This window comes from Jiella sonneratiae, assembly GCF_017353515.1.
GTDB lineage: Bacteria > Pseudomonadota > Alphaproteobacteria > Rhizobiales > Rhizobiaceae > Jiella > Jiella sonneratiae.
This window is the reverse complement of record NZ_JAFMPY010000014.1, coordinates 138,928-165,669: the sequence shown is the minus strand read 5'-3', so window position 1 is coordinate 165,669 and position 26,742 is coordinate 138,928. Positions and strand designations below refer to the sequence as shown.

Here is a 26,742-nt window from a genome sequence, read left to right as displayed (position 1 = left end):
CGCCTATGATACTTCGTCTCAAGACGCGGGAAAGTCGGTCGCTGCCAGGTCTGCCAAGCCCAAGCCAATTCTTCTCCACATCCAACGAAAACGCCCCGCTCCGGTCCAACCGGCGGGGCGTTTTTTTGCGTCCGGGCCTCAGGCGATCCGGCCAGCCTCCTGCCGCAGACCCAGACGATCGAATGCCTCGCAAGGGGCATCCGTCGCCCGCATCAGCCGGACCATCTTCTCCACCATCGAAGATTCACGGGTCGCGTCGCTCAGCGGCCGTTCCTGGCCGGGATCCGTCGTCAGGTCGTAAAGCCGCGTGTCGCTCTCGAGCAGGCACCCCGGCCCGTAATTGTGATACATCGGCGAGCGGGCGATCACCGGCACCTTCAGCAAAGGTGCCTCCTTGGTCCAGTCGAAGGGTGGCGCCAGCGTCGCAGCCCTCAACTCCTCGGGCGTAAAGCGCGATGTGATGTGGGTCGGCATCAGCGTATATTGCCAGATCTCCTGGGTCGCCACGTCGGCCGGAAAGCGGTGATAGGTGGTCCGGCCGTCGGTGACGTTTACCGCCCCGCCGAAATAGCCGAAGATCACGGCTTCGCGCTGATGCTCCGTGAGGAGCGACACGCCTTGCGTCTCTGCCGGCACCTCTGCTCCGAACAGATCGAGGACCGTCGGCGCGAGATCGACCGATTGGGTGAGACGGCCAACCCGCTCCGCCCTCAGGTCGCGAGGATCATGGACCATCAGCGGGATGTGGACGATCTCCTCGTACATGTTCATCCGGTTCTTCGCCCAGAAGTCATGCTCGCCGAGGAGGAACCCGTGGTCGGTGGTGACGATCAGCGCGGTGTCCCGCCACATGTCGTGCTCGTCGAACTCGTCGAGCAACCGGCCGAGCAGCTCGTCGCACAGGGCGACCACGGCGTAGTAGTTCGCCCTCAGCTCCTCGGCCTCTTCGGGCAATTCGTCGACGCGGCCATAGCGCGGCCAGTCGCGGATCGGACCGTTCCAGCCGGTCGCGAAGGGCTGCTTGAAGCGGTCCGGCGCGAAGAAGGGCTCGTGCGGGTCGAAGGTCTCGATCTGCAGGAACCAGCCGTCGGCATCGCGGTTGCGGTCGAGGAAGTCGAGGCCGTGGGCGAAGCACTGGACCGAGGGAAAGTCCTTTTCCTCGCGGATGAATTCGCGGTTGATGACGTGAGCGGCGTATTTGCTGATCCCGTCCACCGCCATCTGGCGCTCGTGATACTTCTCCCGCAGCCGCTCCCAGGGCGGTTGGACCATCGCCTTCCAGGGGTCGCTCTCCTGGCCGCGCACGAATTCGAACGTCGAGTATCGGTTGTGATAGGTCGCGCCGCCGTCTTCCCAGTAGTGATAGTGGTCGGTCACCAGGTGCGAGTGGACCCCCTTGGCCTTCAGTATCTCCGGGAAGGCGTTGTCGAAGGGTTCGAGCGGGCCCCAGGACCGGTGCAGGAAGGTGAGCCGGCCCGTCAGGAGATCGCGCCTGGCGGGCATGCAGGGCAGCGAGCCGACATAGTGGCGATCGTAGACCCGCGTTCGCGCCGCCAGCCTGTCGAAATTCGGCGTCGGCACGCGGGTGCCGCCATAGGCGCCGAGCATGTGCCGATTGAGCGAATCGAACAGGACGAAAACGCACTTCATGCTGAAAGCCTCCGCGGGCCGCTCCTCAGAGCCGGGCCCCTGTCTCGGGATGGAAGAGGTGGATGCGGGAGGGATCCGTCGTCAGGCGGATGGGATCGCCGGCTTCGACGGCGGGCGTTCCGCCGACCCGCCAGCACAGGCTGAGATCGCGGTCCTCGTCGCCGAAGAGGACGTAGGTCTCGGCGCCGAGATGCTCGACCAGACGCACCGTCCCGGCGATCGGGCCGTCCGCGGCCGGCCGGAGGTCTTCCGGGCGCACCCCCGCGATCACCGATCCGCCGGAGACGTTGGCGGGCAGGGTGATCGCGCCGGCCGGCAGTCGGAGGTTCCGCCCGTCCACGGTCGCCGGGACGAGGTTGATCGACGGCGAGCCGATGAACTCGGCGACGAAGCGGTTCACCGGCCGCTCGTAGAGTTCGAGCGGGCTGCCGGCCTGGACGATCCGGCCGGCTTCCAAAACGACGATCCGATCCGCCATGGTCATGGCTTCGACCTGATCGTGGGTGACGTAGATGCTGGTCGCGCCGAGGCGCTGATGCAAGGCGCGGATCTCGGCCCGCATCTGCACGCGAAGCTTGGCATCGAGATTCGACAGGGGCTCGTCGAACAGGAAGACCTGGGGATGGCGGACGATCGCCCGGCCCATCGCCACGCGCTGACGCTGGCCGCCGGAAAGCGCCCGCGGCTTGCGCTCGAGCAGCGGCTCGATCCCGAGGATGCGGGCAGCCTCCGCGACGCGCGCGTCGATGTCCTGCTGCGGCGTCTTCCTGAGATTGAGGCTGAAGGCCATGTTGTCGCGCACCGACATGTGCGGATAGAGCGCATAGCTCTGGAACACCATGGCGATGTCGCGGTCGCGCGGCTCGAGGTCGGTGACGTCGTTCCCGCCGATGCGGATCGCCCCGTCGGAGACCTCCTCGAGCCCCGCGATGGTGCGCAGCAGCGTGGACTTGCCGCAGCCGGACGGGCCGACGAGCACCACGAACTCGCCGTCCTCGACGGTGAAGGCGATGTCCTTCAGCGCGTGGAACCGGCCGTAATGCTTTTGCAGCGCGTCGATCTCGACGGTCGCCATATGCGGATCTCCTACTTGACGGCGCCCATGGTCAGGCCCTGCACCACGAAGCGCTGGCCGAAGATCATCAGGATCATGGCCGGGATCGTGGAAAGGACCGAGGCCGCCGCCATCTGGCCGTTCTGCACCTCGTACTGCTGGGCGAAATTGGCGATGCCGACCGGCACGGTCGCGGTGCCCCGGCTGGTCAGGTTGAGGGCCACGGTGAACTCGTTCCAGGAAAAGACGAAGGCGATGATGCCCGCCGCAATCAGCCCGGGGATCGCGAGCGGCAGGACGACCTTGACGAAGGCCTCCCAGCGGCCCGCGCCGTCGACGCGGGCCGCCTCCTCGAGCTCCATCGGGATATCGCCGAAGAAGGTCATCATCAGCCAGACCGTCATCGGCAGGTTGATCGCGATATGGGTCAGGATCAGTGCCGTCAGCGTGTCGTAGAGGCCGACCTCCTGGGACATGAGATACCAGGGCCCGACCACGGTCAGGGTGGGGATGGTGTTGAACAGCATCGTCCAGCCGAGGAACCCGCGCGCGATCCACCGCGACCAGGAGAGCCGCGACAGGGAATAGGCGGCGAGCGAACCGACGATCAGGACGGCGATCGTGCTGAAGGCCGCGACGAACAGGCTGTTGCCGATGTTGACGATGAAGTTCGACCGCCGCCCGAACAGGACGTCCTGATAGTTGAAGAGCGTCGGGGCGAAGGTGAACCGCCCCTGCAGGATCGCGATCTCGTATTTGAACGAGGTCATCACGATCCACAGGAACGGCAGCACGATCGACAGCACGCCCGCCGCCAGAAAGGCGTATCCGATCCAGAGCTCGCGGCCCCTGAGGGGGATCATCGGGCGAACCTCCCCACCAGGCCGCGCGTCGTCACGAGGAACGCGACGATCGCCGCGATGATGACCAGCGACAGAAGCGCGCCGTAGCCGAGCTCGTTCTGGCCGAAGAACACGTGATAGAGGCGCAGGCTCACGACCTCGGTCGAGGTTCCGGGGCCGCCGGAGGTGAGCAGGTAGATCTGGTCGAACACCTTGAAGGCGAGGATCGAGCGGAAGATGAAGGCGACCGCGATCGCCGGGGCCATCAAGGGCACGATGATCTTGCGGACGATCTGCGCGGTGGTCGCGCCGTCGACGCGCGCGGCCTCGATCACCTCGCGCGGCAGACCCTCCACGCCGGCGAACAGGATCAGGAAGACGAAGGGGGTCCAGTGCCAGACATCGACCAGCACCACCGACCAGAGCGCGAGCGAGGGCTCGGAGAGCCAGCCGATCGGCCCGAGCCCGATCAGGCCGAGCGCCTGGTTCAGGATTCCGAAGTCGTAATTGTACATGAGCTTCCACATGCTGCCGATGGCGACGGGCGGAACCAGCACCGGCAGGATCATCATCGTCCGCACCAGCCCCTTCGCACGCGGGACGCCGGCGACCATCAGCGCCAAGAGGAACCCGAGGGCCATCTCGATGGCGACGGAGACCACGACGAACAATGCCGTGGTCCAGAGATTGGTGAGGAAGAGTTCGTCGCCGGCGAGGCGCGAGAGATTGCGCAGCGGCGTGAAGGTGAACTCTGCACCCTCGCGGCCGAATTCGATGGTGGAGACCGCCATCCGCACGAGATTGGCGACGGGCCACACGGTCAGGACCAGCAGGACGACGAGTGCCGGCAGCAGGAGCGCCCACCGGAACCAGCGGTCGCCGGCACGTCTGCGGCGCCGACCCGCACGGGAACGGGTCCGCGCCGCAGATCCCGGACCGGCGGCTGGGAGGCCGGTCCGCGTTTCGCTCGGGAGGTTCATTCGGAAAGCGGATCGAGCATGCCGGTGTTGCGACCGCTCTGCTTGAAGATCCCCTCGATCTCCTTCGCGGCGGTGTTCAGCGCGGCGGCCGGGCTCATCTCGCCGACCAGCGCCTGGTTCAGCCGGAGCCCGATGACCTGCTCCACCGCCGCACCCTCGGCGAAGCCGAGCGGCTGCTTGCCGGCCTCGAGATTGGTCTTGTAGGCCGCCATCCAGGCGAATTTCGGCTGCGACGAGAGCTTTTCGAGGACGTCCGCGCGCACCGGGATGCCGCCTCCCTCGGCGTAGGCCGTCTGCGCCTGCTCGGTCAGGAACCACTGGATGAACGCCATCGCGGCCTTGGCGCGCTCGTCGGGGATGTTGCGCGGGATGGCGAAGTGCCAGTTGCCGATGGCGACGCCCCGGCCGGACGGGCCCTCAGGCATCGGCGCGGCGGCGACCGTGTCGACCACCGCCGACCGGGTCGGGTCGACGTAGTTCGGCCAGGCCGCGATCACCGTTTCGACCATGGCGGCGCTGCCGGCCGACATCAGCTGGATGACGTCGCCCTGACCCATGGCGGCGACGTTGTCGGGGGCGCAGCCGTGCTCGATCTTGATGAACTGCTCGAGCGCCTGCAGCGCTTCGGGGCTGTTGATCGTCACCGTGTAGTCGCCGGCCTCGGGATCCTTGACGATGCTGCCGCCGTAGCTGAGGAGAAACGGCATGAAGTCGTAGTGGATGCCGTTGCCGCGCTCGCCGCGGGTCGCAAAGCCGTAGAGCTTCGGCTTGTCCTGGACCTTCTGGCAGCTGGAGAGCACCTCGTCCCAGGTCGCGGGCGGCTTTTCCATCAGGTCCTTGCGATAGACGAGGACATGGGTGTTGCAGTTGGGCGGGACCGCCATCAGCTTGCCGCCCTCGGCGGTTCTGAAGTGCTTCTCGGCGTTCCAGAAATAGCTCCCGCCGCAGGTGAAGACCTCTTTGGGCATCTCATAGCCGTCGACGATCTCGCCGAGCGGGCGCAACACGTCCGACTGGTAGAATTCGATCGTCCAGCCGGAATCGAGATTCAGGATGTCGTAGGGGCTTTGAGAGGTGCGAACGGCGTTGCGCGCCTTTTCCAGCACCCCGCCATAGGGCGTGGCGTCGATCTTCACCTCGTTACCGGTCTGCTCGGTATAGAGGTCGACGACGCTCTCGAAGCCCAGATACCAGGGCGACGAATTGATCAGGATCGTGATCGGCTCCTGCTTGCCGACGTCGAGAAAAGCCTCCTCGGCGAGGGCAGGGGCGCCGACGAGAGCCGCCAGCGCGAGGCCGGCTGCAAACGCCTGTCTGAAGCTGCGTATGGTCAATGACTCCTCCCAGATGCTTGTGCCACCGTCCCGGCCGCCGCCACTCCCCCGGCATTGGCGTCCGTGGTCGGTGACGACGGACAGGGGCACGCTAAAGAGTCCCATTCAGGATGAAAAATGATATTATGAGGCCCACTCTATTACTCAGAGGAATGTCTTGGATCGCAATCTGCGCACGTTTCTGGCTGTCGTGCGGGCGGGAAACCTGACCGCGGCGGCGGAGGCCGTCGGACTGACGCAGCCGGCCCTGACCAAGACGATCCGGCGCCTCGAGGCGGAAATCGGGGCGCCGCTCTTCGAGCGCTCGGTCAAGGGCATGTCTTTGACGACGCTCGGCGAAATGTTCCTCGAACGGGCCCGCGCGATCGAGGCGCAGTGGGCCCAGGCCCGCGAAGAGGCCCACGCCCACACGATCGGCGCCCTCAGGGAGTTCCGGATCGCGTCGGGCGCCGCCTACCACATGCGGATCGCGCCGCTGCTCGTGCGCCAGCTCGCCCAGGAGTTTCCGGACACGCGTTTCGTCCTCGACTTCGACGTGGCCGGCGCGATGCTGCCGCATCTCGTGACCGGCGACATCCATCTCCTGCTCGGCGCGCTGTTCGATGAGCCTCCGGAGGGGATCGTGACCGAGCGGCTGTTGCAGGTGATGACCGGGGCGATGTGCTGCTCGACGAATCCGCTCGCGCGGATGGCCACCGTTCCGCCGCAGGCCCTCGAGGGCGGTCGCTGGGTCATCTACAAGCGGGACGCGCTGATGTGGCAGCGGCTTGCGGGCTTCTGTCTGCAGCACCGGCTGTCGGAGCCTCAGGTCGTGATGGAGATCGACGCGCTCGCCTCCAGCATGATGGTGGTCAAGGGAACGAATTTCCTGACGGCTGCGCCGACCACGCTTCGGCCGATGGCCGAACAGGCAGGTCTGGTGGTCCTGCCGCTCGAACAACCGATCTGGACGTTCCCCTCCGGGGCGTGGATGCGACGGTCGACGCGCGGCTATCCGATCCTGCGCCGCTCGATCGAAATCCTGCACCAGCTCGTCAGGACCGAGACGCATCATTCCGGCGAGTTATCGATGTCGCAGAATTAGTCATTTTTTGGTCATGACAATGTCGGTCTAGGGTCTCGGCGCCCACCAAGGAGCCGGACCATGCAGAAGCCCAACGTGATCGTGTTCTTCACCGATCAGCAGCGACACGACACCACGGGTGCGCACGGCAATCCCATGGGACTGACGCCGAACTTCGACCGCCTCGCGCGGGCCGGCACGCATGTCTACAACTCCTTCGCCTGCCAGCCCCTCTGCGGGCCTGCGCGCGCCTCGTTGCAGACGGGGCTGTGGGCCACGCAGACCGGCGTGTTCCGCAACGAGATACCGCTGCCAGACGACATCGAGACTCTCGCAAAGGTTTTCGGCCGCAACGGCTATTCGACGGCCTATATCGGCAAATGGCACCTGGCGGGCGTCGAGCCGGTGCCGAAGGAGCGGCGCGGCGGCTGGCAGGAATGGCTCGCCGCCAACAATCTCGAATTCATTTCGGACGCCTATGACGCCGTGCTCTTCGACGGCGAGGGCCAGGAGAAAAAGCTGCCCGGCTACCGGGTGGACGCTCTGACCGATGCGGCGATCCGCTATGTCGACCGGCACCGGAGCGACCCGTTCCTGTTGTTCGTCTCGTTTCTCGAGCCGCACCATCAAAATCACACCGACGACTATCCGCCGCCGGAGGGGTATCGCCAGGCGATGGACGCCAATCTCTGGACGCCGCCCGACCTCGTGGCCCTGGAGGGAACGAGTTCATGGCAACTCGGCGGCTATTACGGGATGGTCAAGCGCCTGGACGAGGCCTTCGGCCGGCTGATGGACGCCGTGCGGTCGCTCGGAATGGCGAACGACACCATCGTGATGTTCACGTCCGACCATGCCTGCCACTTCAAGACGCGCAACGTCGAATACAAGCGGTCCTGCCACGAGAGCGCGGTGCGGGTCCCGACGATGATCACCGGGCCCGGCTTCATGGCCGGCGGGCAGGTGAGGGCGCTGTTTTCCACCCCCGACATCGCGCCGACGCTGATCGACGCCGCGGGTATCGAGGTTCCTCCGTCGATGGAGGGCCGTTCGCTGATGCCGGTGGTCCGGGACGCCCGCAGCCCCTGGCGCGACGACCTGTTCTTCCAGATCAGCGAGACCGAGACGGGTCGGGCGCTGCGAACGCATCGCTGGAAATACGGCGTCACGGCCGAGTACGATCACGATTGCCCGCGTGCCGACAGCTATCGCGAGGCCTATCTGTACGACCTCGACGCCGATCCCTACGAGATGGTCAACCTGATCGGCATGGATGCCTTCGTGACGGTGGTGGCGGAGCTGAAAGCCCGGCTTCTCGACTGGATCGAGCGAATCGAGGACGGGCATCGTCCGGAAATCGTCGCCGCGCCGCAGCGCCCGTCGCGGCAGTACCGGCTGCATCCGAGGCAACTGCGCGAGGAGTATGCGCGCGACAGTTCGATGGGCATGCGGCCGGGCGATTAGGGCATGATCCCGGAAGCCGGGAACCGGCTGCCGGAGAGGATCAAAGACGCTCATATCATTCGCCGCGCGGGATTGATACGGGCCCCGCTCTGATCGAGCGGATCTCGTATCATGCGCACCGACCGAAGGCCTGCGACATGATCCGGTCCGGCCGTGCGACCGGTAAAGCGGTCTCGCTGCTTCGTCGTCCCGTGGCGTCGGCCCGCCCGCGCGGCCGGCCGCCATGAAGGCGAGCGCCGTCGGCATTGGCCAGGCCGGGGTCGGACGAGAACACGCGCCGGCGAGGGCGGATCGCCGATCGCCGGCTTGCCGTCCCTCGGCACCGGCACGTGCCGCGAGGACGGTCAGGCAGGCAGCCTCTCCGTCAATTCTGCAAGCTCCAGCATGTCCCACCGCGTCCCGGCCGCACCGGCGACAACCAGACCGCCCGCCTCGAGGCTCGACCATTCCCGCGGATCGTGGATCCAGCCGCCCGCCTCCTCGACGATGAGCAGGCCGGCGAGGCAGTCCCAGGCATTCATGTGCGGCTCCCAGTAGGCCGCGAGCCGCCCCGCCGCGACATAGGCGAGCATCAGGGCGCCCGAGCCGTTGCGGATGAAGATTCCTCCGCGTGAAAGCAGCCGCTCGACGAAGCGTGCGACGAGCCCCGGCTCGACACGGTGGCTGGCGCCGATGCCGACCAGGCCGTTCTGCACCGTCGCTGCGTCGCCAAGCCGCAGGGGCGCCCCGTTGAGGCTCGCGCCCCCACCCCTTTCCGCCACGAACATCTCGTCCGCGACCGGCACATAGATCGTGCCGATCGCCGGCCGGTCGTTCTGTGTCACCGCGATCGAGACGCACCAGGAGTCCAGGCCGAAGATGAAGGGGCTGGTCCCGTCGATCGGATCCATCACCCAGACGAAGCCCGACCGTCCCGCCTCGACCCCGAATTCCTCGCCGAAGAGGCCGTCGTCCGGAAACCTTGCCCGGATACGCTCGCGCAGCAGGAGTTCCACCTGGCGGTCGGCCATGGTGACCGCATCCTGGGCGTTGCGCTTGGTGTCGACGGCGAGCTCCGCGCGGTCGGCGAAGAAGGCGAGCGCCTGCAGCCCGGCTTCCCGGGCGATCTCGCGCGCGAGGGCGGAACGCTCGGCGAGCGCGGCTTCGGTCTGGTTCAAGCTGGACGTCCTGGCTGGGGCGGGACCGGCGGCCCCTTTTGAGAAGTGGCAGGGATGATCGCGACGCCGCGCTCGGCGAGGCCGAGACCGACGCTGCTGCCGACCGGCCGCACCCGCTCGACGGCGGGGTCGGTGACGAAGAGCGTGCCCGCCGCCGTCTCGATCTCGTATTCGACGTGATCTCCGAGATAGGCGGCGCTCAGCACCCGGCCGCCGAAGCCGCCGTCCTCCTCGCGCAGATAGACCGCATTGGGGCGGATCGCGAGCCGCCCCGCGCCCGCCGGCGCCTGGCGCGCGTCCAGCTCGTGTTCGTAGCCGCCGATCCGGATCCGCGCCCGGCCGGCGCCGTGGCCGAGGATCTCGCAGGCGACGACATTGGCCTCGCCGATGAAGTCGGCGATGAAGTCGGAGGCCGGCTCTTCGTAGAGGTCGCGCGGTGAGCCGATCTGCGCCACCTCGCCGTCGCGCATCACGACGATCTCGTCGGAGACCGCGAGCGCCTCCTCTTGATCGTGCGTCACGTAGACCGCCGTGAAGCCGAGCCGCTGCTGCAGTTCGCGGATCTCGGTGCGCACCCGCCGGCGCAGCCGCGCATCGAGATTGGACAGGGGTTCGTCGAGGAGAAGCACCTGCGGCTCCAGCACCAGCGCCCGCGCCACCGCGACGCGCTGCTGCTGGCCGCCCGAAAGCTCGCTCGGAAGCCGCCCGCCGTAGCCGGCGAGACCAACCAGCTCGAGCCCGTGCTCGGCCTTCTCGGCCGCCGGCTTGCGCCCCAGCCCCGAGGAGCGCAGCCCGTAGGCGACGTTCTCGGCGACGCTCATATGCGGAAAGAGCGCATAGGACTGGAAGACCATCGACACGTCGCGCTCGTTCGCCGGCAAGACGGTCACGTCCCGGCCGCCGATGAGGATGCGCCCGCTCGTCGGCTGCTCCAGCCCGGCCAGCATCCGCAGCGTCGTCGTCTTGCCGCAGCCGGACGGACCGAGCAGCGTCACCAGCGTCCCCGGCCGGATCGTCAGTGACAGGCTCCGGATCGCGACATGGGCGCCGAAGTCCTTGCGCACGGCATCGAAACTCACCGATCCGCGCAGGTCTTGGGTGGTCATGCGGGCTTCTCCTCGGAAAATGCGGGAGCCGGAAGCGGAACGGACTTTGCCGCCACGGCGCGGCGGCGCAGCGTGCGCTCGCCGACGACGAGCTGGAAGCCCGAAATGACGAGGACCATGACGACGATCAGCGCCGCCGCATAGGCGATCGCGACTCCGTATTCGCCGTTCTCGGTGAGCCCGACGATGTAGGCGGTGGCCATGTTGTACTGGGCGCTGACCAGAAAGATCACCGCGCTGATCGAGGTGATCGAGCGCACGAAGCTGTAGACCAGGGCGGTGACGATCGCCGGCCTGAGCAGCGGCAGGATGATCCGGCGCATCGTGGTGAAGCTGTTCGCCCCGAGCGTCAGCGAGGCCTCGTCGAGGCTGCGGTCGAGCTGGCTCATCGAGGCGATGCCGCCGCGCACGCCGACTGGCATGTTGCGGAACACGAAGCAGATCACCAGGATCGTCGCCGTGCCGGTGAGTTCGATCGGCGGCAAGTTGAACGCCAGCACGTAGCTGATGCCGATCACCGTACCCGGAATCGCAAAGCTCAGCATCAGCAGGAACTCGAACACCTCCCGTCCCGCGAAGCGCTGCCGGACCACGAGATAGGCCGTCAGGAGCCCCAGCGCGGCAGTCAGCGGCGCCGCGATCAGCGCGATCTCCATCGTCGTCCAGAAGGAGTCCCAGGCGACGCCGCTCCAGCGAATGCCGGCCGGCGAGAGCGCGACCGAAAAGGCCTTCTCGAAGTGATCGAGCGTCAGCGTGTGGTCGAGGCCCCAGGTCCGCACGAAGCCGCCGAACATGATCATCGCGTAGATCACCATGGTGAAGGCGATCCAGGGGAGCACGATGGCATAGACCAGCGAGGCGAGCCGCGGATCGAGTTCGGCGTGCCGGCCGCCGTCGCCCTTGCCGGTGACGGTGGTGAAGTTCTTGCCCTTCAGCCAGACCCGCTGGGCGAGGAAGGCCGACAGGGTGAAGCACAGCAGGATCAATGCCAGCACCGCCGCCCGCGCCGGATCGTTCTGGGCGCCGACGACGGCGAAGAATATCTCGGTCGAGAGCACGCCATGGCTGCCGCCGAGCACCAGCGGATTGCCGAAATCCGCCATGCTCTCGATGAAGCCGATCAGGAAGGCGTTGGCGAGGCCCGGCCGGAGCAGCGGGAAGGTCACCGTCCAGAAGGTGCGCCAGCGGTTCGCCCGCATCGTCTGCGCCGCCTCCTCCATGGACGGGCTGATCGCCTCGACGACGCCGATCATCACCATGAAGGCGATCGGGGTGAAGGACAGCATCTGGGCGATGAAGATGCCGGAAAGCCCGTAGAGCCAGCGCCCGGCATCGTAGCCGGTCCAGTCCGCGACGAAGCGGGTGACGACGCCGGAGCGGCCGAGCAGGAGGATCAGCGCCAGGCCGATGACGAAGGGCGGCGTGATGATCGGCAGGATGGTCAGGAGCCGCAGGGGCCGCTTGAAGGGAAAGCGCGTGCGGGTGAGGAGCAGCGCGAAGGCGAGGCCGAGCAGCGTCGTTCCAAGCCCCGTGGCAATCGCCAGGAACACGGTCCGCCAGGCGATGCCGCAGCTGTATCCCGAATCGAGGCAGGCGAGCGACCAGATCGAGGGGTCTTGGATGTTGGTGATGAAGCTGGTCGGATCGAACGAGCCGTCGAAGGTCTGGAACGCCCCGATGAAGAGGCTCGCGATCGGATAGAGCACGAAGGTCGAGACCAGGCCGACGAGGATGGTGATCGAGGCGACGACGAAGGCGTCGCCGCGCAGCACGCCGCGCTCGGCGAGGCCGAAGGCGAGGAAGAGCAGGAAACTCAGCGCGAGCCCCATGCCGCCGATGCCGAGCGGCAGCTGCCCGTCGTCGAGCGGGCCGAACATTGCCTCCCAGCCGCTCCAGTTCCAGCCGCGATAGCCGATCGACAGCCCTTCGAGGAGCAGCCAGGCAATGCCGAACGCTCCCACGAGCGCCACCGCGAGGCCGCGGCCCGGCCCCGGCCGCCGGAAGCGCAGCGCCGCGACGGCGGCGACGGCAAGGCCGAGCGGGAGCAGCCACCAAGCGCCGCGCACGACCGGCTGCACCACCGCCGGCCCGATCTCGGCGTCGAGGGGATAGCGGGCGAGCCAGCCGAAGGCGAGCACGCCGCCCTCGATCCGGTACCAAGGCGCGAGCAGAAATGCGGCGGCCGCGAGCAGCAGCGCCAGGTCGAGCCGGCGGACGCGCGAATCCATCGACAGCCTCCATGCAGGAAAGGTCGTGGCCGGGCTGTGGCGCAGCCCGGCCCGCGGCGTCACTTGGCGATGGAGCCGATCTCGCGGTCCCAGCGCTCGAGCAGCGCCTTGCGCGTCTCGGAGTCGCCGTACTTGGCGAAGTCGTAGTCGATCAGCTTGATCTCATCGAGCTTCGGCGCCTGCGGCGGCACCGTCGCGTCCTTGTTGGAGGGGATCTGGAAGGAATCCGCCTCCACGGCCTTCGACTGCACGTCGGCCGAAAGCGCCCAGTCGTAGAAGGTCTTGGCGTTCTCGAGGTTGCGTGCGCCCTTGACGATCGACATCGAGCCGACCTCGTAGCCGGTGCCCTCGCACGGCGCGACGGTCTTGACCGGGAAACCCTGCACCGTCATCGCCACGGCGTCGTGCATGAAGACGATGCCGATGCCCGTCTCGCCGCGCGCCGCCGCCTTGACCGGCGCCGAGCCGGACTTGGTGTATTGCGTGACGTTCTCGTTCAGCTGCTTCAGATAGTCGAAGGCCTGGTCCTCGCCCATGATCTGCACCAGCGTCGCAAGGGCGGTGTAGGCGGTGCCCGAGGAGTTCGGATTGGCGATCTGGATTTCGCCGCGATAGGCGTCAGACGTCAGGTCTTTCCAGCATTTCGGCGGCTCGGCGCCCTTCTTCTGCAGGATGTCGGTGTTGTAGCCCCAGCCGAGCGCGCCGGAATAGACCCCGACCGTGCGGTATCCGGAGACCTCCGCCTGATGCTGCGCCCAGGGCTGCAGCTCGGAGAGCTTCGGCGACTTGTACTCCATCGTCAGCCCGTCCTGCGCCGCCTGCAGGTGCGGATCGCCGGTGCCGGCCCACCAGATGTCGGTCTTCGGATTGCGCGCCTCGGCGCGGATGCGGGCATAGGCTTCGCCCGAGCTCATGCGCACCATGTTGACGTCGATGTCGTGGCTCTTCTCGAACATGTTCTCCATGAGCTCGCACCACTTCACGTCGGCGGCGCAGATCATGTTGAGCGAGCCCTTGGCGAGAGCTGCGGACGGGGCGAGCGGCAGGGTCGCGACAAGGGCCGTCGCGGCCAGAAGATGGATGCGCATGTTTCCTCCCGGTGCTTGTTGTCTATGTGTTGCACTCGTGTGCAAAGCTGTCGCATGATGGCGCCGCTGTCAACGCCGTATTCGGCGCCGCCGACGGCCCGCCGCAGTCATGAGCCGGGAATCGGACGAGGATCGCCCAGGATGAAGTCGAGGTCAGGGCCGGGATTCGTCAGTGCACAGGAGGTCGCGCGGCTCGCCGGCGTCTCGCGCTCGGCCGTGTCGCGCACCTTCACGCCGGGCGCCAGCGTCTCGCCCGACACGCGCGAGCGGGTGCTTGAGGCGGCCGACAGGCTTGGCTACCACGTCAACCATCTGGCCCGCGGCCTGATCAGCCAGACCACCGGCATCGTCTGTCTGGTCGTCTCGGACATCGCCACGCCGTATCTGTCGAGCATGGTCGACGCGCTGACCCGGCGGCTGCAGGAAGCCAGCAAGGTGGCGATGGTGATCAACGCCACCGGAAGGCTGGAGAAGATCGAGGACGCAATCCGTCAGACGCTCCACTACCGCGCCGACGCGACGGTCGTACTGTCGGGCTCGCCGGACCGCGCGATCATTCAGACCTGCCTCGACAGCGGCCAGCGACTGATCCTGCTCAATCGCGACGAAGTCCTGCCGGGTATCCGCAACGTTGCGCTCGACAACGCCGCGGCTGCACGCCAGGCACTGCACGCCTTCCTGAAGGCCGGTTGCCGGCGGCTGGCGGTCGTCGCCTCCGCCGCCCGGACCCCGAGCCTCGTTGGCCGTGAAAAGGGCTTCGTCGACGCCGCCCGCAGCGTCGGGCTGGACGTGGCCACATGGAGCGACGGTCCGACCGCGCATGCGACCGGCGCCGCCGGCGCCAGGCACCTCCTGGCCCGAACGGACCCGCCGGACGCGGTGTTCTGCGTCACAGATCTCCTCGCCTGCGGGTTCATGGACGCCGCCCGCCACGAATTCGGGCTGAGGATTCCGGAGGATCTCAGCGTCATCGGCTTCGACGACATCGAACATGCCGGCTGGCCGTCCTATGCGCTCACCACCTTCGCCCAGCCGGTCGCGGAGATCGCCGACCACGTCGTTTCCTGCGTCACGGAATACGATGCTCCCGCAGACGCCTCGCGGCGCCTTTTCGCCGCGCCGATGGTCTGGCGCGGCACCGTGCGCCGCTGATCCGTCAAGGTCGCAGCGCGCCGGTCAATTCCGCTGAGATTTCGTCGACAAATCTGCCCTACAAGCCGCGGCTCGTGTCGAGCGACGATCCCAAGCTCGGCATTCTCGACTGCAACGTCTTCGCCGCCTACACGCCACGCTTCTACAACATGAATGTCGGCGGCTACGACTGGCACAAGGCCCATGGCGGCCTCAATTGCGGCATCAAGCCGACCGACAGGCTGAGCCTGCGGGCGACGCTGAACTTCTTTCCCGACGGCGCGCAGCAGCAGCCGTGGGATCCGGATTTCACCTATTCTCTGCTCTACAAACCGACGAAGGACGTCTCGTTCGAGTTGTCGAACTACTCGGGGACGCGCTGGCCCTGGAACAAGCGCGAGGGGCAGAGCAACGGCTGGGACGGATATTCGGCAAAATTCAGGATCTTGCGGAAATTCTAGAACGCAGCAGCGAAGAACGACCGGTCGGAAGACGGCGATAGCGGCAGCTCTGATACGGTTTCCGGCAGATCACTTCGTGATGCCGGAAACAACGACGCTCATTCGCCGCGCGGGCTTGATCCGAGCCCCGCTCTGATCGAGCGGATCTCGTATGACCGAGCCGCGGTGACGAGACCGTTCGCGTAAGGGCTCGTGTGCCGCTTCCGCGCGATCACGCCTGCCGATCCCTTCACGGCCGATAAATCACGAAGCGTGCGGATGCGGGAGGGCATTCGCGGCGTCCGGCGGGCTGCCTCCGCTGTCTGCCGAACCCTCGCGCGAGCCCCTGGCCTTGGCCGCGGCGAGGGAAGGGGCGACGCCGAACGCATTGTCGAGATGCAGCACCATGAGTTCGGCTGCCCGCCTCGTCTCGCCTTTCGTCACCGCATCCAGGATCGCCAGATGTTCGCGGCACCAGTCCTTGACGCGCCGGCGATTGCTGTAGCTTCCGAATTCGAGCAGCCGCCGCATCCGGTTCTGCTGCTGGATCGCCTGCAGGCAGAAGGGATTGCCCGAAAACTCCGCCAGCATCTCGTGAAACTGCGCGTCGGTTTCGAAAAGCTGCCGACGATCCACTTCGCCGAGGTCTGGATGGGAGATCAGATAAAGATGCTGCAGGCGGGCGCGCTCCGCCGCGCTGGCGTCGACACGAAAGGTCGTCAGCCCGAACGAGGACGGCTCGACGATGCGGCGAAATTCGTAGCTCGAGCGCAATCCGAGGTCGGTATTGAGCGTCGGCATGAAGCTCCAGCCGCGACCCGCGTTCTTCTGCAGCAGCCCGTCGTCGACGAGGCGCGCCAGCGTGCGCTGGAACGTGGCTCGGTCGACGTCGTAACGTCTCGCCACGTCGCTCTGGAGAAACGAAGCCGGGAGCCGTTCCGCCAGCCGGTCGCGCACGATCTGGGAATAGAGATCCTGGTCGCTGGTGGCAGGGATCTCGACGTCGAGCCGGCTGATGTCGTTCGGATGCGCCTTGAGGAAGAAGCCCTGATTGCGCTTCGCTTCGAGGATGCCGCGCTCGGCGAGCAGCTGCAACGCGGCGCGCACGGGCGTGCGCGAGACCTCCAGGAGATCGCTCAGCGCCTGTTCGCGCAGATGATGGCCCGGTTCGAACCGCGCATCGCGGATGACGTCGAGAATCTGGTTGGCGAGACGATGCCGGCGCTGGATCGGGGTCTCGATCATCACTCCTCCGCTCACCCGCTTGGTATGGACGAACCATTCGATACAAAACCGAACCGCCCGTTCGGGGCCGGCCGAGGCGCCCACCGGTGCCGAACCTGCCTCTCACACTCTCTTCAAGCGGTCAATCAGGACGTCTGCAAGCCTTGTGAGCAGGCAGTTTGCAGCGGATGCACACAATTTATGCATTGAAAATGCCTGCCCGCGATTGACACAGGGACGCCGGCGGTATTGTATTGATTTTGTCATCAAGAGCAATTTCTCTCCTGAGGAGATTGGCATGCTGAAAAGACTGGCTTTCGCTTTCCTCCTGCCCCTGTCACTCGGACAGGCAGCTTCAGCGGCCGAACTGCCGAAGACCGGCCTCGTGACCGACGGCACCCTGACCTATGGCGTCGCGGCGACCTTCGCGCCCTTCGAGTTCCAGAAGGACGGCGCGCTGACAGGCTTCGACATCGACTTCATCGACGCCCTCGCAAAGAAGCTCGATGCCAAGCTCGCCCCCATGAACATGGAGTTCAAGGGCCTCATTCCGGCGCTGCAGGGCGGGCGCCTCGACGTCATCAACTCGGCCATGTACATCAACGAGAAGCGTTCCGAGCAGGTGGATTTCGTTCCGTATATGAAGATCGGCAACCGGGTGGTGGTGCGCGCGGGAAATCCGGAAAACATCACCGGGCGCGACGACAGCCTGTGCGGCAAGACGATCGCCGTGACGCTCGGGGGCATCCAGGAAAGCCAGGCCCGTGCCGACGACGCGCGCTGCAAGCAGGCCGGCAAGGAGGGCGTCGACGTGCTGACCCTGCCCACGGCGCAGGATTCCACGCTGACGCTGCGCCAGGGCCGCGCCGACGCGATCTTCGATTCCACTCCGGGCGTGGCGAAGCTTCTGTCCGAGCTTCCGGATCAGTTCGAAAGCGTCGGCGACGAATTCGAGGCCAACACGCAGATCGGCATCGCCACGCGAAAGGGCGACAAGGAACTCCAGCAGTCGCTCGCCGCGGCGATCAAGGAAGTCGTCGCCGACGGCACCTACGCCAAGCTGGTGGAGAAGTGGAAGCTGCCCGCTTCGGTGTCGATCTTCAAATAGGGCGCGGTGAGACGAGCTTTGCTCGTCATCCTGCACTCTCCATTCTCGTATGCGCATGATCTTCTTTAGGAAACCGGTTCAGGTTTGCGGGATCATGCTCCGCTGGACCGAATTCGACATTTGAGGCCCCGTCTGGCGGGGCGCTCCATCAAATGTCGGAGTTCGGACCACGAGCGACACGCGCTGGCGCCGGCGCGGACACGACCCGGCCGGCGCTGCCATTCCAACGATGAAGAAGACCGGCGATGTCTCTCCAACTCGTGATCGACTATCTGTTGTCGCCGGTCTTCTTCCGTGCCGCGATGATGACGCTGCTCATCACGGTGACATCGCTGTTCTTCGGCATCCTGGCCGGCCTCGTGATCGCGCTGCTGCAGGAGGCGAATCTCAGGATCTCGAGGATTCTCGCCCTCGTCTATCTGTGGCTCTTCCGCGGCACGCCCGTGCTGTTCCAGATCATCTTCATCTACAACGTCCTGCCGGGCTTCGGCATCCGGCTGTCGGCCTTCACCTCGGCGGTGGTCGCTCTCTCGCTCAACGAGGGGGCCTACATGGCCGAGATCCTGCGTTCCGGCCTCGGCGCGGTGAAGAAGGGCCAGCGCACGGCCGGCCTGGCGCTCGGCCTCACCCGGGCGGGCGTGATGCGCCATATCGTGCTGCCCCAGGCGCTGCGCATCATTCTGCCGCCGGTGGGCAACCAGATGATCGGCATGCTGAAGACGAGCGCGCTCGTCTCCGTCGTCGCCGTCGAAGAACTCCTGCTGGTCGCCAACCAGACGGCCAGCGCCAACTTTCGCTATTTCGAGGCGCTGACGGCGGCCGGCATCTACTACCTGATCCTGACCACCATCTTCATGGGCGCGCAGAACTGGCTGGAACGCTCCCTCGACCCGAAGCACCGGCGCCGACGCAGGACCACTGCCGTCGAGCGTCTCGCTCCCGCCGCCGAGGCACGCTGAGGCATGCCAATGGACCTTTCCGCTCCCGCCCACGATCGCAACCCGGCCCAGACGGCTTCGGCCGGAGACCGGCCGCTCCTGGAGATCATCGGCATCGACAAGAGCTTCGGCCACAACCGCATTCTCAAGCGCTGCTCGCTCGACGTCCGCTCCAAGGAGACGGTGGTGCTGATCGGCCCTTCCGGTTCGGGAAAGTCGACGCTGCTTCGCTGCATCAATCTTCTGGAGCCGGCCGACGCCGGCAACGTGTTTTTCCGCGGACGCGATATCACCCGCGAGCTCAGGAATGCCGACCGCATCCGCCGCGAAATCGGCATGGTCTTCCAGAATTTCGAGCTGTTCCAGCATCTGACCGCGGCCGAGAACATCATGCTCGCCCCGGTCAAGGTCCTGGGAATGTCGCGCCGGGTGCCCACGACGTCGCCCTCGACCTGCTGCACAAGGTGCACATCCCGGACAAGGCCGACGCCTATCCGGACGAGCTTTCCGGCGGCCAGCAGCAGCGTGTGGCGATCGCAAGGGCGCTGGCGATGAAGCCGACCCTGATGCTCTACGACGAGCCGACTTCCGCCCTCGACCCGGAGATGATCCGCGAGGTGCTGGACGTCATGGCCGAGCTGTCGGCAGAGGGGATGACCAGTGTCGTCGTCACCCATGAAATGGGGTTCGCCCGCCGCGCCGCCGACCGTATCGTCTTCATGGAAGCCGGCGAGATCGTCGAGACCGCCAAGGGCGCGGACTTCTTCGGCGGCACCGTCAACGAGCGCGCCCGCCGCTTCCTCGACCAGATCCTGCACTGATCCATTCGACACGGGGCGGCGATCGCCGCTCCCTGCCGGCTCACCGAAACGAAACGCCTCCATGACCATACCCGATGCCCATCGCCTGGTGCGCGACCTTGCCGATCTCGTCGCCATCCGCAGCGAAAACCCGCCCGGAAACGAGGCGGAGGCAGCCAGTTTCGTCGCGAAACGGCTCGAAGACATGGGCCTTTCCGTCACCCTCGACGTCTTCAAGCCCGGCCGCGTCAATGTCGAGGCGCGCCTGGAGAACGGCCCGGGCCCGGTCTTCGCCTTCAACACCCACATGGACACCGTGCCCGCCGGCGAGGGCTGGTCGAGCGACCCGTTTGTCTTGAGCGAGCGCGACGGCAAGCTGTTCGGCCGCGGCGCCTGCGACTGCAAGGGACCGCTCGCCGCCATGCTGGAAGCCGTCCGCATGCTGGCGGCCGACCGCGACGGCTGGTCGGGCACGCTTCTGGCCATCTTCGTCGCCGACGAGGAGATCGCCAGCGAGGGCGCCAAGCACTACGCGGCAAAGCGCCCCAAGATCGATTTCGCCGTGGTCGGCGAGCCGACCTCCAACACCATCTACAGCGCCCATAAGGGCAGCCTGCGGCCGCTGGTGCGCGTCCACGGCATTCCCGCCCATTCCGGCACGCCGCATCTGGGCGAAAACGCCATCCTTCGGGCCGGCGAGCTCCTCTCGATGGTCTTCGAAGAGCACGAATTGCGGGTCAGGACCCATGTCCATCCGCTGGTGGGCGAGGCGAGCCTGACCGTGACGCGCATTTCCGGCGGCCATGCGGACAACGTTCTGCCCGGCGCCTGCGATATCCTTTTCGACCGCCGGATGGTCCCCGGCGAAAGCGAGGAAGCGGTCAAGGCCGAGATCGCCGCTCTCATCGATCGCGCCCACCGGCTTTTCGGTCTGCGCGCCGAGATCGTCGGATACAAGCCGACCACCGGCAGCGCCACCGAGACCGATGCCGACCGCCCGATCGTCCGCACGAGCCTTGCGGTCGCCCGCCGCCACGGGGTGGCGGAGCCGGGCCCCTTCGGCTTCCAGGGCGGCTGCGATCTCGTGCATTTCCGCGCGACGGGCGCCGAAGGCGTGGTGATCGGCCCCGGGTCGCTCGCGGTCGCGCACAAGGCCGACGAGTTCGTGCCGCGCGACGAACTGGTGACCTCCAGCCTGATCTATCGCGACGTCGCCGCCGCCATGCTGCGGGCTTGAGGGCGGTCGGCATGCATCTGTCACTGCACCGGGCCATGCTGACCTACGGCGGCGGGCTGACGCTCCACACCGCATCGTCCGGGCCCGTCTCGGGCCTCGACACGCTCTATCTGCGTCTGCGCGACGGAGACGGGATCGAGGCGGTCGGCGAGGTCCGCATCAACATCGCCTATCTGAACGGCCTGTCGCCCGATGCCGTGCTCGCCGAAACGCAAGCGGTGCTGGCGGGACTGGACCTTTCGCCCGATCCCCTGTCACTCCTCGCCGAGCCGCCGCCGGCGCTGGCCGAAGCGACGTCGCCGGTGCGAATGCTCGTCGACATGGCGCTCCATGACCGGGCGGCCAGGCAGCGAGGCCTGCCGCTCGCCGGCCTCCTCGGCCTCGCTCCCGGCGAGGCAGTGGCCTATCCGACCAACCAGACCCTCTTCGTCAGCGACGATCGGACCTTTCTCGCCCAGGCCGAGGCCTATGTCTCGCGTGGCTTCACGGATCTGAAAGTGCGCATCGGCGCCGGCGAGTTGGCGGACGATCTTCGCCGGATCGCCCTTTTGCGGCAACGCTTTGCGTCGGACATCAAGATCGCCGCCGACGCCAACGGCGCATGGAACGTCGATGCGGCGCTCCGTCATCTGGAGAGGCTGGCGCCGTTCGACCTTGCCTATGTCGAGCAGCCGGCGGCACCCGCTCCGCTCGCCGAGCTCGCGCGGCTCGCCGAAGCGAGCCCGGTGCCGATCATGCTCGACGAGAGCATCGGCAGCGAGGCGGCGGCAATGGCGCTGGCGACGGCAGGCCACCGGCTGATGGCGCATCTGAAGCTCGTCAAGCTCGGCGGCATCGCCGCGACCATGCGCGCCGCCCGTGCCCTCGAGGCGCAGGGCGTCCCGATCATGATCGGACAGATGAACGAGGGCGGACTGGCCACCGCCGCCGTGCTCCACGCGAGCGCGGCGCTCAAGCCCCGCTTCGCCGAGCTCTACGGCGCCGACGGGATCCTCGCCGATCCCGCCGAAGGTCTTTCCTACGCACGCGGCATGGTCGCCGCCCCGGCCCGGCCGGGGCTCGGCCTCGCCTTCAGGGCCGAGCGCACCCGCACCCTTTGGGAGAACTGAGACATGGAAAACACGAACGTCGTGCAAGGCGCGGAATCGGCCTTTGCGAAAACCGAGTACGACGCCCGCGTCGCCAGGGCGCGCGAGGGCCTCGCAGCCGCCGGCCTCGACGTCATGATTGTCACCGGCCCCGAGAACATCTTCTATCTCACCGGTCAGCAGACGCCCGGCTACTATACCTTCCAGGCCCTGGTGCTGCCGGTCGACGGCGATCCGGTCTTCGTGGTGCGGCAGCTCGAGGTCTTCAACTTCATCGCCAACACCTTCATCACCGGCGCCGCCGTCTATCAGGACCACGAGGACCCGATCGCCTTTCTCACGAAAGTCATCGCCGACAAGGGATGGAACGGCAGGCGCATCGCCATCGACAAGCGGGGCTGGTTCCTGCCCATCGCCGTCTACGAGGCGCTGCAGTCGGCGCTGGGTGCGATCGGAGACGCGGCCGGCATCGTGGAGAAGCTGCGAGCGATCAAGTCGCCGGCCGAAATCGAAAAGCTGGAGCGTGCGGCTTCCTACGTCGATGCCGGCATGGCCGCGGGCCTTCAGGCCCTCAGGGCGGGGGCGAGCGAGAACGATCTCGTCGCCGCCATGATGGGCACGGCGATCGCTGCCGGCTCGGAATATATGGGCATGGAGCCGCTGGTCTCCTCCGGCCCCCGGTCGGGCGTGCCGCATGGCACCTGGAAGCGGCGGCGTCTTGAGGCCGGCGATCCGGCCTTTCTCGAAATGGCGGCCTGCCACGACCGCTATCACGCAGCGCTGATGCGCTCGGCCTGGATCGGCACCCCGCCGGCCGAGGCCGTCGAGATGATGAAGGTCTGCCAGGAGGCCCTGGCCGTGGCGCTGGACACGATCAGGCCGGGCGTGACCTGCGAGGCTCCTCATCTCGCCGCCCAGGCGGTGATCGACAGAGCGGGTTACACCGACGCCTTCCGCAAACGGCTCGGCTATTCGGTCGGCATCTCGTTCGCTCCCGACTGGGGCGAGGGAGCGATCCTCGGCCTCAACAAGGGCGTCCTAAACGAGCTCCAGCCGGGCATGTCCTTCCACCTGCCGCCGGCCCTGCGCGTCTACGGCCGGTTCACCGTGGGCGTCAGCGAGACGATCGTCGTCACCGACACCGGCTGCCGGGCTCTCGGCACCATCGACAGGGCGTTGAGGGTCGTCGATTGACCGCTTTTCCCGCCAACCAGAACGACAAGAAAGACCAATGATGAAAGACATCGAGGAAAGCCGCGCCCGCTTGAAGGGCATCTTCAACATCACCGTGACGCCCTTCGCCGAGGACGGCGCCGTCGACAAGGCCGGCATCGCGCGCACCGTCGAGCGCATGATCGGCCTCGGCTACGACGGGCTTCTGATCGGCGGCACCTATGGCGAGTTCCCCGCCATGACCGGGGAGGAGCGTGCCGGTCTTTTCCGCCATGTCATGGACGTCGTCGGCGACCGCGTGCCGGTGATGCTGTGCACGGCCGGGTCGGACGCGCGCCTCGTCAGCGAACTGACGACGCTCGCCGGTGAAATCGGCGGCATCCCCATGGTGACCGCGCCCTATGTTTCGGAGGTCACCGACGACCAGATTGCCGCCTTCTTCGAGGAGATCGCGCCGAAGTCGAAGACCGGGTTCCTCGTCTACAACGCGCCGGGGATCGGCATCACGCTGTCGCCGGCGCTGTTGGAACGTCTGTCCGACATTCCGGGCGCCGTCGCGGTCAAACAGGGCGATCTCAACGTCACCGCCATCGACAGGATCGCCAACCGTCTGTCGGGCAAGCTCAAGCTCTTCTGCGCCTCGGACCTCGCCTTCCTTGGGCCGATGATGGCCGGTTTCGATGGAATTTCCTCGACCAACAGCTGCGCCCTGCCTGAGCTGATCCTCGATTCCTATCGGGCGCTGGAGCGCGGCGACGCGGCGGGCGCCCGCGATCTCCATCGCCTCTGGTACGAATTCCGGGCGCTGGCGCGCGCATTCGGCCAGCCTCAGACCACCAAGGCGGCGATGAACCTTCGCGGCTTCGATGGCGGCCATGTCCGCCCGCCGCTGCGCGACGTTTCGCTCGCGGAGAAGACCGAGATCGCAAAGGTGCTGCAGACGCTGGCAGGGGAACCCGCCGCAAAACTCGCTTTGGCAGCCTGACCGACGTGACGGAGGAAGGTCCGGCGGATCGTCACGCCGGACCTTTTTGCAATTGCGACGCCCCTATGGGCGAGGGCGGCTCAGGCCGCCTTGCGGATCTGCAGCCTGGCGACGGCGGCGGCGATCCGCCGGCAGGCATCCTGCAGCGTCTTTGTCTCCACCGCATAGGCGATCCGCAGATGGCCGGGCATGCCGAATGCCGAGCCGTGGACCAGCGCCACCCGCGCCTCTTCCAGAAGGAAGGTCGCGACATCGAGATCGGACCGGAGGATGCGCCCGTCGGGCGCCAGGCTTCCGATCAGCCCCGTGCATTCGGCGAAGACGTAGAAGGCACCGTCCGGCGTGTCCGCCTCCAGCCCGTCGACGCCATCGATCATCCTCATGACGATCTCGCGACGCTGCTCGAGCGTCTGCAGCCAGCCTTCCATGAAGCCGAGCCCTCCCGACAGCGCGGCGACGGCCGCCGCCTGGCTGATCGACGACGGGTTCGACGTGCTTTGCGACTGGAGCACGTCCATGGCGGAAATCAGCCAGGAGGGACCCCCGGCATAGCCGATGCGCCAGCCGGTCATCGAATATCCCTTCGACAGTCCGTTGACGGTCAGCGTGCGCCCGCCGAGGGCGGGGGCGACGGCGGCTGGCGTCGCGAACGCGCCGCCATAGCGGACGTGCTCGTAGATGTCGTCCGCCATCACCATGACCTGGGGATGGCGTTCCAGCACCTCCGTGAGCGCCGCCATCTCGGCCGGAGAATAGACGCTGCCCGTCGGATTGTTCGGCGAATTCAGGACCACCCAGCGCGTTTGCGGGGTGATGGCGGCTTCGAGCGCCTGCGCCGTCAGGATCCAGCGCTCGGAGCGGCGGGTGCCGACAATGACCGGCACCCCGCCGGCAAGCCGCACCATGTCGGGATAGGACACCCAGTAGGGCGCCGGGACGATCACCTCGTCCCCCTCTGCGAGGGTCGCCAGAAAGGCATTGAAGAGGAGCTGCTTGGCGCCCGTCCCGGCGATGATCTCGTCCGCCTTGTAGGAGAGCCCGTTCTCGCGCTCGAACTTCGCGGCGATGGCGGCCTTGAGCGCCGCCGTGCCGGATACGGCGGTGTATTTCGTGTCACCCGCGCGAATCGCCCGGATCCCGGCGTCGGCGATGGGCTCCGGGGTGGCGAAGTCCAGTTCGCCCTCGCCCAGATTGGTCACCGTGAAGCCCGCTGCCTGCGCCGCCCGCACCTTGTTGGAGATCTCGGCCGTCGGCGAAATGCCGACCGAGCGCATGCGGGGGGCTAAACGGGATTGAGTCATGGACGCGGCCTTTTCTGGAATGACGGCGGTATTGTATTGATTGACACACTTCGATCAATATGGGACCGCTCTAAAAATGCGGCATTGCGATCGAATGTCGTCTATCGTCGACCCTCGATTTGTTCCGATCCGCCTCTTTCGTCCGATCATCCGATGTCGCTCGTCCTCGTCGTCGATTCCACCGACAGTCCCGCTCAATTCGGCGTCGCGGCCGCCCGGATCGCTCGGCGGCTCGGCGCGTGTTTCATGCACGGCGGTGCGACCTTCGATCTGGCAAGGGATGCCGACGCCGCCCAGTACGTCTTTGCCGGCGGCGGGCTCGGACCGAGCGGGCTGTTCTTCGTCGAGCGCATCCTTGCCGGCGCCGTCCAGGCGACGGCTTCCATCGAGGCGATCCTTGCATCAGCGCGGAAGACGGAGGTCGTCGTGCCCGTCCACCCGCGCTTCGGACAGGACGTCGATGATCTGGTCCGGTCGGCGGATCGGGCCGGGGTGGCGTGGCGACGGATCGATTGCCATGATGCGGCGGCAGAACCGGTCGGCGGCCGGACGGCTCTGCCGGGCCCGCCGCTTAGGATTGCCCTCCTCGGCCGAAAGCACGACCATTGCAGGGTCTATCCGGCGGCGCTGACGTCGCTTGCCGACGCCGCCTCACAGACCGGCATTGCCGTCGACATCCGCTTCGTCGATCCATTGGATCTCGTCGAAGAGGGATCGTCCGAAATCGGGGAGGCCGACGGCATTCTGCTGCCGGGCGGGTCCGACATGGCCAACGTGCCCGGCCAGATGGCGGCGGCTTCGTTCGCGATACGCCGCCGTGTCCCGGTTCTCGGCCTCTGCCTCGGCATGCAGACGATGGCGACCGCCTTTGCCGAAGCGGTTGCGGGCGTCGTCGGCGTCGCGCTGGCGGAAGCCGATGCCGATACCCCCGACAAGAGCTTCGTTCCCATGGCCGAGGCAGGGGAGGCGGACATGCCGCCCTTGCCCGTTCACAGAACCGGCGATGGCGAGGTCAGGCTCCGGCCGGGAACGCAGCTCGCCCGCCTGATGGCCGCAGCCACGATGACGATCCGCTGCAACCATCGCTACCGCCTGTCGCCGGGTCTGCGCCCGCGGCTCGAGCGCGCGGGGCTGGTGGTCTGCGGCGAGAGTCACGGCGGCCGGATCGCCGATGCCGTGGAATGGCCGGAGCATCCGTTCTTTCTGGGCCTGCAAGGCCATCCGGAGCTCGGCGCGCCGGAAGCGGCGCCGCATCCGGTGTTCCGCGCGTTCCTGGAAGCGGCCCGGCAACGATCCTGAAGCCGAGGGATGCGTGCAGCCTCTCAGACGGTTTCCGGCAGATCACGTCGTG

General features: G+C 66.8%; 22 protein-coding genes and 1 pseudogene. 12 read left to right on the top strand and 11 right to left on the bottom strand.

What is annotated here, in order from left to right:
- Nucleotides 1-138: 138 nt before the first annotated feature.
- From J1C47_RS14480 to J1C47_RS14460, 5 genes are read right to left on the bottom strand one after another with little or no spacing between them, the layout of a single operon-like run.
- Nucleotides 139-1,650: a sulfatase gene (locus J1C47_RS14480; protein WP_207351479.1), complete on the bottom strand. Its 1,512-nt coding sequence runs from the start codon at nucleotides 1,648-1,650 to the stop codon at nucleotides 139-141.
- 25 nt (nucleotides 1,651-1,675) lie between these two features.
- Nucleotides 1,676-2,725, bottom strand: a complete 1,050-nt coding sequence (locus tag J1C47_RS14475; protein ID WP_207351478.1) for an ABC transporter ATP-binding protein — start codon at nucleotides 2,723-2,725, stop codon at nucleotides 1,676-1,678.
- An 11-nt stretch (nucleotides 2,726-2,736) separates the two neighbouring features.
- Nucleotides 2,737-3,567: a carbohydrate ABC transporter permease gene (locus J1C47_RS14470; RefSeq protein WP_207351477.1), complete on the bottom strand. Its 831-nt coding sequence runs from the start codon at nucleotides 3,565-3,567 to the stop codon at nucleotides 2,737-2,739.
- Nucleotides 3,564-4,526, bottom strand: a complete 963-nt coding sequence (locus J1C47_RS14465) for a carbohydrate ABC transporter permease (RefSeq protein ID WP_207351476.1) — start codon at nucleotides 4,524-4,526, stop codon at nucleotides 3,564-3,566. The genes J1C47_RS14470 and J1C47_RS14465 overlap by 4 nt, the downstream gene beginning before the upstream one ends.
- Nucleotides 4,523-5,860 carry an extracellular solute-binding protein gene (locus J1C47_RS14460; protein ID WP_207351475.1) on the bottom strand — a complete coding sequence of 446 codons (1,338 nt, stop codon included), beginning with the start codon at nucleotides 5,858-5,860 and terminating at the stop codon, nucleotides 4,523-4,525. The genes J1C47_RS14465 and J1C47_RS14460 overlap by 4 nt, the downstream gene beginning before the upstream one ends.
- Nucleotides 5,861-6,017: 157 nt before the next feature.
- Here J1C47_RS14460 and J1C47_RS14455 point away from each other — a divergent pair, with 157 nt between their 5' ends.
- Both J1C47_RS14455 and J1C47_RS14450 read left to right on the top strand, forming a co-directional pair.
- Nucleotides 6,018-6,944, top strand: a complete 927-nt coding sequence (locus J1C47_RS14455; RefSeq protein ID WP_207351474.1) for a LysR family transcriptional regulator — start codon at nucleotides 6,018-6,020, stop codon at nucleotides 6,942-6,944.
- A gap of 60 nt (nucleotides 6,945-7,004) precedes the next feature.
- The gene (locus tag J1C47_RS14450; protein WP_207351473.1) at nucleotides 7,005-8,387 is read left to right on the top strand and encodes a sulfatase-like hydrolase/transferase; all 1,383 of its coding nucleotides are present in this window, start codon (nucleotides 7,005-7,007) and stop codon (nucleotides 8,385-8,387) included.
- A 344-nt stretch (nucleotides 8,388-8,731) separates the two neighbouring features.
- Here the strand turns inward: J1C47_RS14450 and J1C47_RS14445 are convergent, their stop codons facing one another.
- Genes J1C47_RS14445 through J1C47_RS14430 form a run of 4 tightly spaced genes read right to left on the bottom strand, consistent with a single transcriptional unit; the run spans nucleotide 8,732 to nucleotide 13,966 of the window.
- The gene (locus J1C47_RS14445; protein ID WP_207351472.1) at nucleotides 8,732-9,544 is read right to left on the bottom strand and encodes an inositol monophosphatase family protein; all 813 of its coding nucleotides are present in this window, start codon (nucleotides 9,542-9,544) and stop codon (nucleotides 8,732-8,734) included.
- Entirely contained in the window at nucleotides 9,541-10,650 is a 1,110-nt protein-coding gene (locus J1C47_RS14440; protein ID WP_207351471.1) for an ABC transporter ATP-binding protein, read from the bottom strand. Before J1C47_RS14440 ends, J1C47_RS14445 begins: the two co-directional genes overlap by 4 nt.
- Entirely contained in the window at nucleotides 10,647-12,878 is a 2,232-nt protein-coding gene (locus J1C47_RS14435) for an ABC transporter permease (RefSeq protein ID WP_207351470.1), read from the bottom strand. The genes J1C47_RS14440 and J1C47_RS14435 overlap by 4 nt, the downstream gene beginning before the upstream one ends.
- A 59-nt stretch (nucleotides 12,879-12,937) precedes the next feature.
- Nucleotides 12,938-13,966, bottom strand: coding sequence for an ABC transporter substrate-binding protein (locus tag J1C47_RS14430; protein WP_207351469.1), 1,029 nt, complete (start codon nucleotides 13,964-13,966; stop codon nucleotides 12,938-12,940).
- A gap of 141 nt (nucleotides 13,967-14,107) precedes the next feature.
- On the opposite strand from J1C47_RS14430, the gene J1C47_RS14425 reads away from it, so the two are divergent.
- Together J1C47_RS14425 and J1C47_RS14420 are read left to right on the top strand one after the other, a co-directional pair.
- Complete coding sequence (locus tag J1C47_RS14425) at nucleotides 14,108-15,118, top strand: LacI family DNA-binding transcriptional regulator (protein ID WP_207351468.1); 1,011 nt, start codon at nucleotides 14,108-14,110, stop codon at nucleotides 15,116-15,118.
- A 74-nt stretch (nucleotides 15,119-15,192) separates the two neighbouring features.
- Entirely contained in the window at nucleotides 15,193-15,558 is a 366-nt protein-coding gene (locus J1C47_RS14420) for a hypothetical protein (RefSeq protein ID WP_207351467.1), read from the top strand.
- A gap of 243 nt (nucleotides 15,559-15,801) precedes the next feature.
- Here J1C47_RS14420 and J1C47_RS14415 read toward each other — a convergent pair whose 3' ends face one another.
- Nucleotides 15,802-16,782, bottom strand: a complete 981-nt coding sequence (locus tag J1C47_RS14415; protein WP_207351466.1) for a GntR family transcriptional regulator — start codon at nucleotides 16,780-16,782, stop codon at nucleotides 15,802-15,804.
- Nucleotides 16,783-16,927: 145 nt separating this feature from the next.
- Here J1C47_RS14415 and J1C47_RS14410 point away from each other — a divergent pair, with 145 nt between their 5' ends.
- From J1C47_RS14410 to J1C47_RS14380, 7 genes and pseudogenes are all read left to right on the top strand, one after another.
- Nucleotides 16,928-17,869: an ABC transporter substrate-binding protein gene (locus J1C47_RS14410; protein ID WP_342591990.1), complete on the top strand. Its 942-nt coding sequence runs from the start codon at nucleotides 16,928-16,930 to the stop codon at nucleotides 17,867-17,869.
- A 245-nt stretch (nucleotides 17,870-18,114) separates the two neighbouring features.
- Entirely contained in the window at nucleotides 18,115-18,828 is a 714-nt protein-coding gene (locus J1C47_RS14405; RefSeq protein ID WP_207351465.1) for an amino acid ABC transporter permease, read from the top strand.
- A 9-nt stretch (nucleotides 18,829-18,837) separates the two neighbouring features.
- Nucleotides 18,838-19,628 (top strand): annotated as a pseudogene (locus J1C47_RS14400) (amino acid ABC transporter ATP-binding protein).
- A 61-nt stretch (nucleotides 19,629-19,689) separates the two neighbouring features.
- On the top strand, nucleotides 19,690-20,844 hold the full coding sequence (locus J1C47_RS14395) for a M20 family metallopeptidase (RefSeq protein ID WP_207351464.1): 1,155 nt from the start codon (nucleotides 19,690-19,692) through the stop codon (nucleotides 20,842-20,844).
- Between the two features lie 11 nt (nucleotides 20,845-20,855).
- Nucleotides 20,856-21,953, top strand: a complete 1,098-nt coding sequence (locus tag J1C47_RS14390) for a mandelate racemase/muconate lactonizing enzyme family protein (RefSeq protein WP_207351463.1) — start codon at nucleotides 20,856-20,858, stop codon at nucleotides 21,951-21,953.
- Between the two features lie 3 nt (nucleotides 21,954-21,956).
- Nucleotides 21,957-23,126 carry a M24 family metallopeptidase gene (locus J1C47_RS14385; RefSeq protein WP_207351462.1) on the top strand — a complete coding sequence of 390 codons (1,170 nt, stop codon included), beginning with the start codon at nucleotides 21,957-21,959 and terminating at the stop codon, nucleotides 23,124-23,126.
- A 37-nt stretch (nucleotides 23,127-23,163) separates the two neighbouring features.
- Nucleotides 23,164-24,090, top strand: a complete 927-nt coding sequence (locus tag J1C47_RS14380; protein WP_245396565.1) for a dihydrodipicolinate synthase family protein — start codon at nucleotides 23,164-23,166, stop codon at nucleotides 24,088-24,090.
- 80 nt (nucleotides 24,091-24,170) lie between these two features.
- Here J1C47_RS14380 and J1C47_RS14375 read toward each other — a convergent pair whose 3' ends face one another.
- The gene (locus J1C47_RS14375; RefSeq protein WP_207351461.1) at nucleotides 24,171-25,391 is read right to left on the bottom strand and encodes a pyridoxal phosphate-dependent aminotransferase; all 1,221 of its coding nucleotides are present in this window, start codon (nucleotides 25,389-25,391) and stop codon (nucleotides 24,171-24,173) included.
- On the opposite strand from J1C47_RS14375, the gene J1C47_RS14370 reads away from it, so the two are divergent.
- A complete protein-coding gene (locus J1C47_RS14370) occupies nucleotides 25,383-26,690 on the top strand; it encodes a glutamine amidotransferase-related protein (protein WP_207351460.1) in 1,308 nt (435 codons plus the stop codon). The two genes, J1C47_RS14375 and J1C47_RS14370, sit on opposite strands and share 9 nt — an antisense overlap.
- The last annotated feature ends 52 nt before the right edge of the window (nucleotides 26,691-26,742 follow it).

Coding starts and splice junctions, on each gene's coding strand:
- J1C47_RS14375 (WP_207351461.1), bottom strand. CDS start 25,391: ATGACTCAATCCCGTTTAGCCCCCCGCATGCGCTCGGTCGGCATTTCG.
- J1C47_RS14470 (WP_207351477.1), bottom strand. CDS start 3,567: ATGATCCCCCTCAGGGGCCGCGAGCTCTGGATCGGATACGCCTTTCTG.
- J1C47_RS14430 (WP_207351469.1), bottom strand. CDS start 13,966: ATGCGCATCCATCTTCTGGCCGCGACGGCCCTTGTCGCGACCCTGCCG.
- J1C47_RS14390 (WP_207351463.1), top strand. CDS start 20,856: ATGCATCTGTCACTGCACCGGGCCATGCTGACCTACGGCGGCGGGCTG.
- J1C47_RS14395 (WP_207351464.1), top strand. CDS start 19,690: ATGACCATACCCGATGCCCATCGCCTGGTGCGCGACCTTGCCGATCTC.
- J1C47_RS14475 (WP_207351478.1), bottom strand. CDS start 2,725: ATGGCGACCGTCGAGATCGACGCGCTGCAAAAGCATTACGGCCGGTTC.
- J1C47_RS14465 (WP_207351476.1), bottom strand. CDS start 4,526: ATGAACCTCCCGAGCGAAACGCGGACCGGCCTCCCAGCCGCCGGTCCG.
- J1C47_RS14380 (WP_245396565.1), top strand. CDS start 23,164: ATGATGAAAGACATCGAGGAAAGCCGCGCCCGCTTGAAGGGCATCTTC.
- J1C47_RS14480 (WP_207351479.1), bottom strand. CDS start 1,650: ATGAAGTGCGTTTTCGTCCTGTTCGATTCGCTCAATCGGCACATGCTC.
- J1C47_RS14385 (WP_207351462.1), top strand. CDS start 21,957: ATGGAAAACACGAACGTCGTGCAAGGCGCGGAATCGGCCTTTGCGAAA.
- J1C47_RS14405 (WP_207351465.1), top strand. CDS start 18,115: ATGTCTCTCCAACTCGTGATCGACTATCTGTTGTCGCCGGTCTTCTTC.
- J1C47_RS14450 (WP_207351473.1), top strand. CDS start 7,005: ATGCAGAAGCCCAACGTGATCGTGTTCTTCACCGATCAGCAGCGACAC.
- J1C47_RS14425 (WP_207351468.1), top strand. CDS start 14,108: ATGAAGTCGAGGTCAGGGCCGGGATTCGTCAGTGCACAGGAGGTCGCG.
- J1C47_RS14415 (WP_207351466.1), bottom strand. CDS start 16,782: ATGATCGAGACCCCGATCCAGCGCCGGCATCGTCTCGCCAACCAGATT.
- J1C47_RS14440 (WP_207351471.1), bottom strand. CDS start 10,650: ATGACCACCCAAGACCTGCGCGGATCGGTGAGTTTCGATGCCGTGCGC.
- J1C47_RS14435 (WP_207351470.1), bottom strand. CDS start 12,878: ATGGATTCGCGCGTCCGCCGGCTCGACCTGGCGCTGCTGCTCGCGGCC.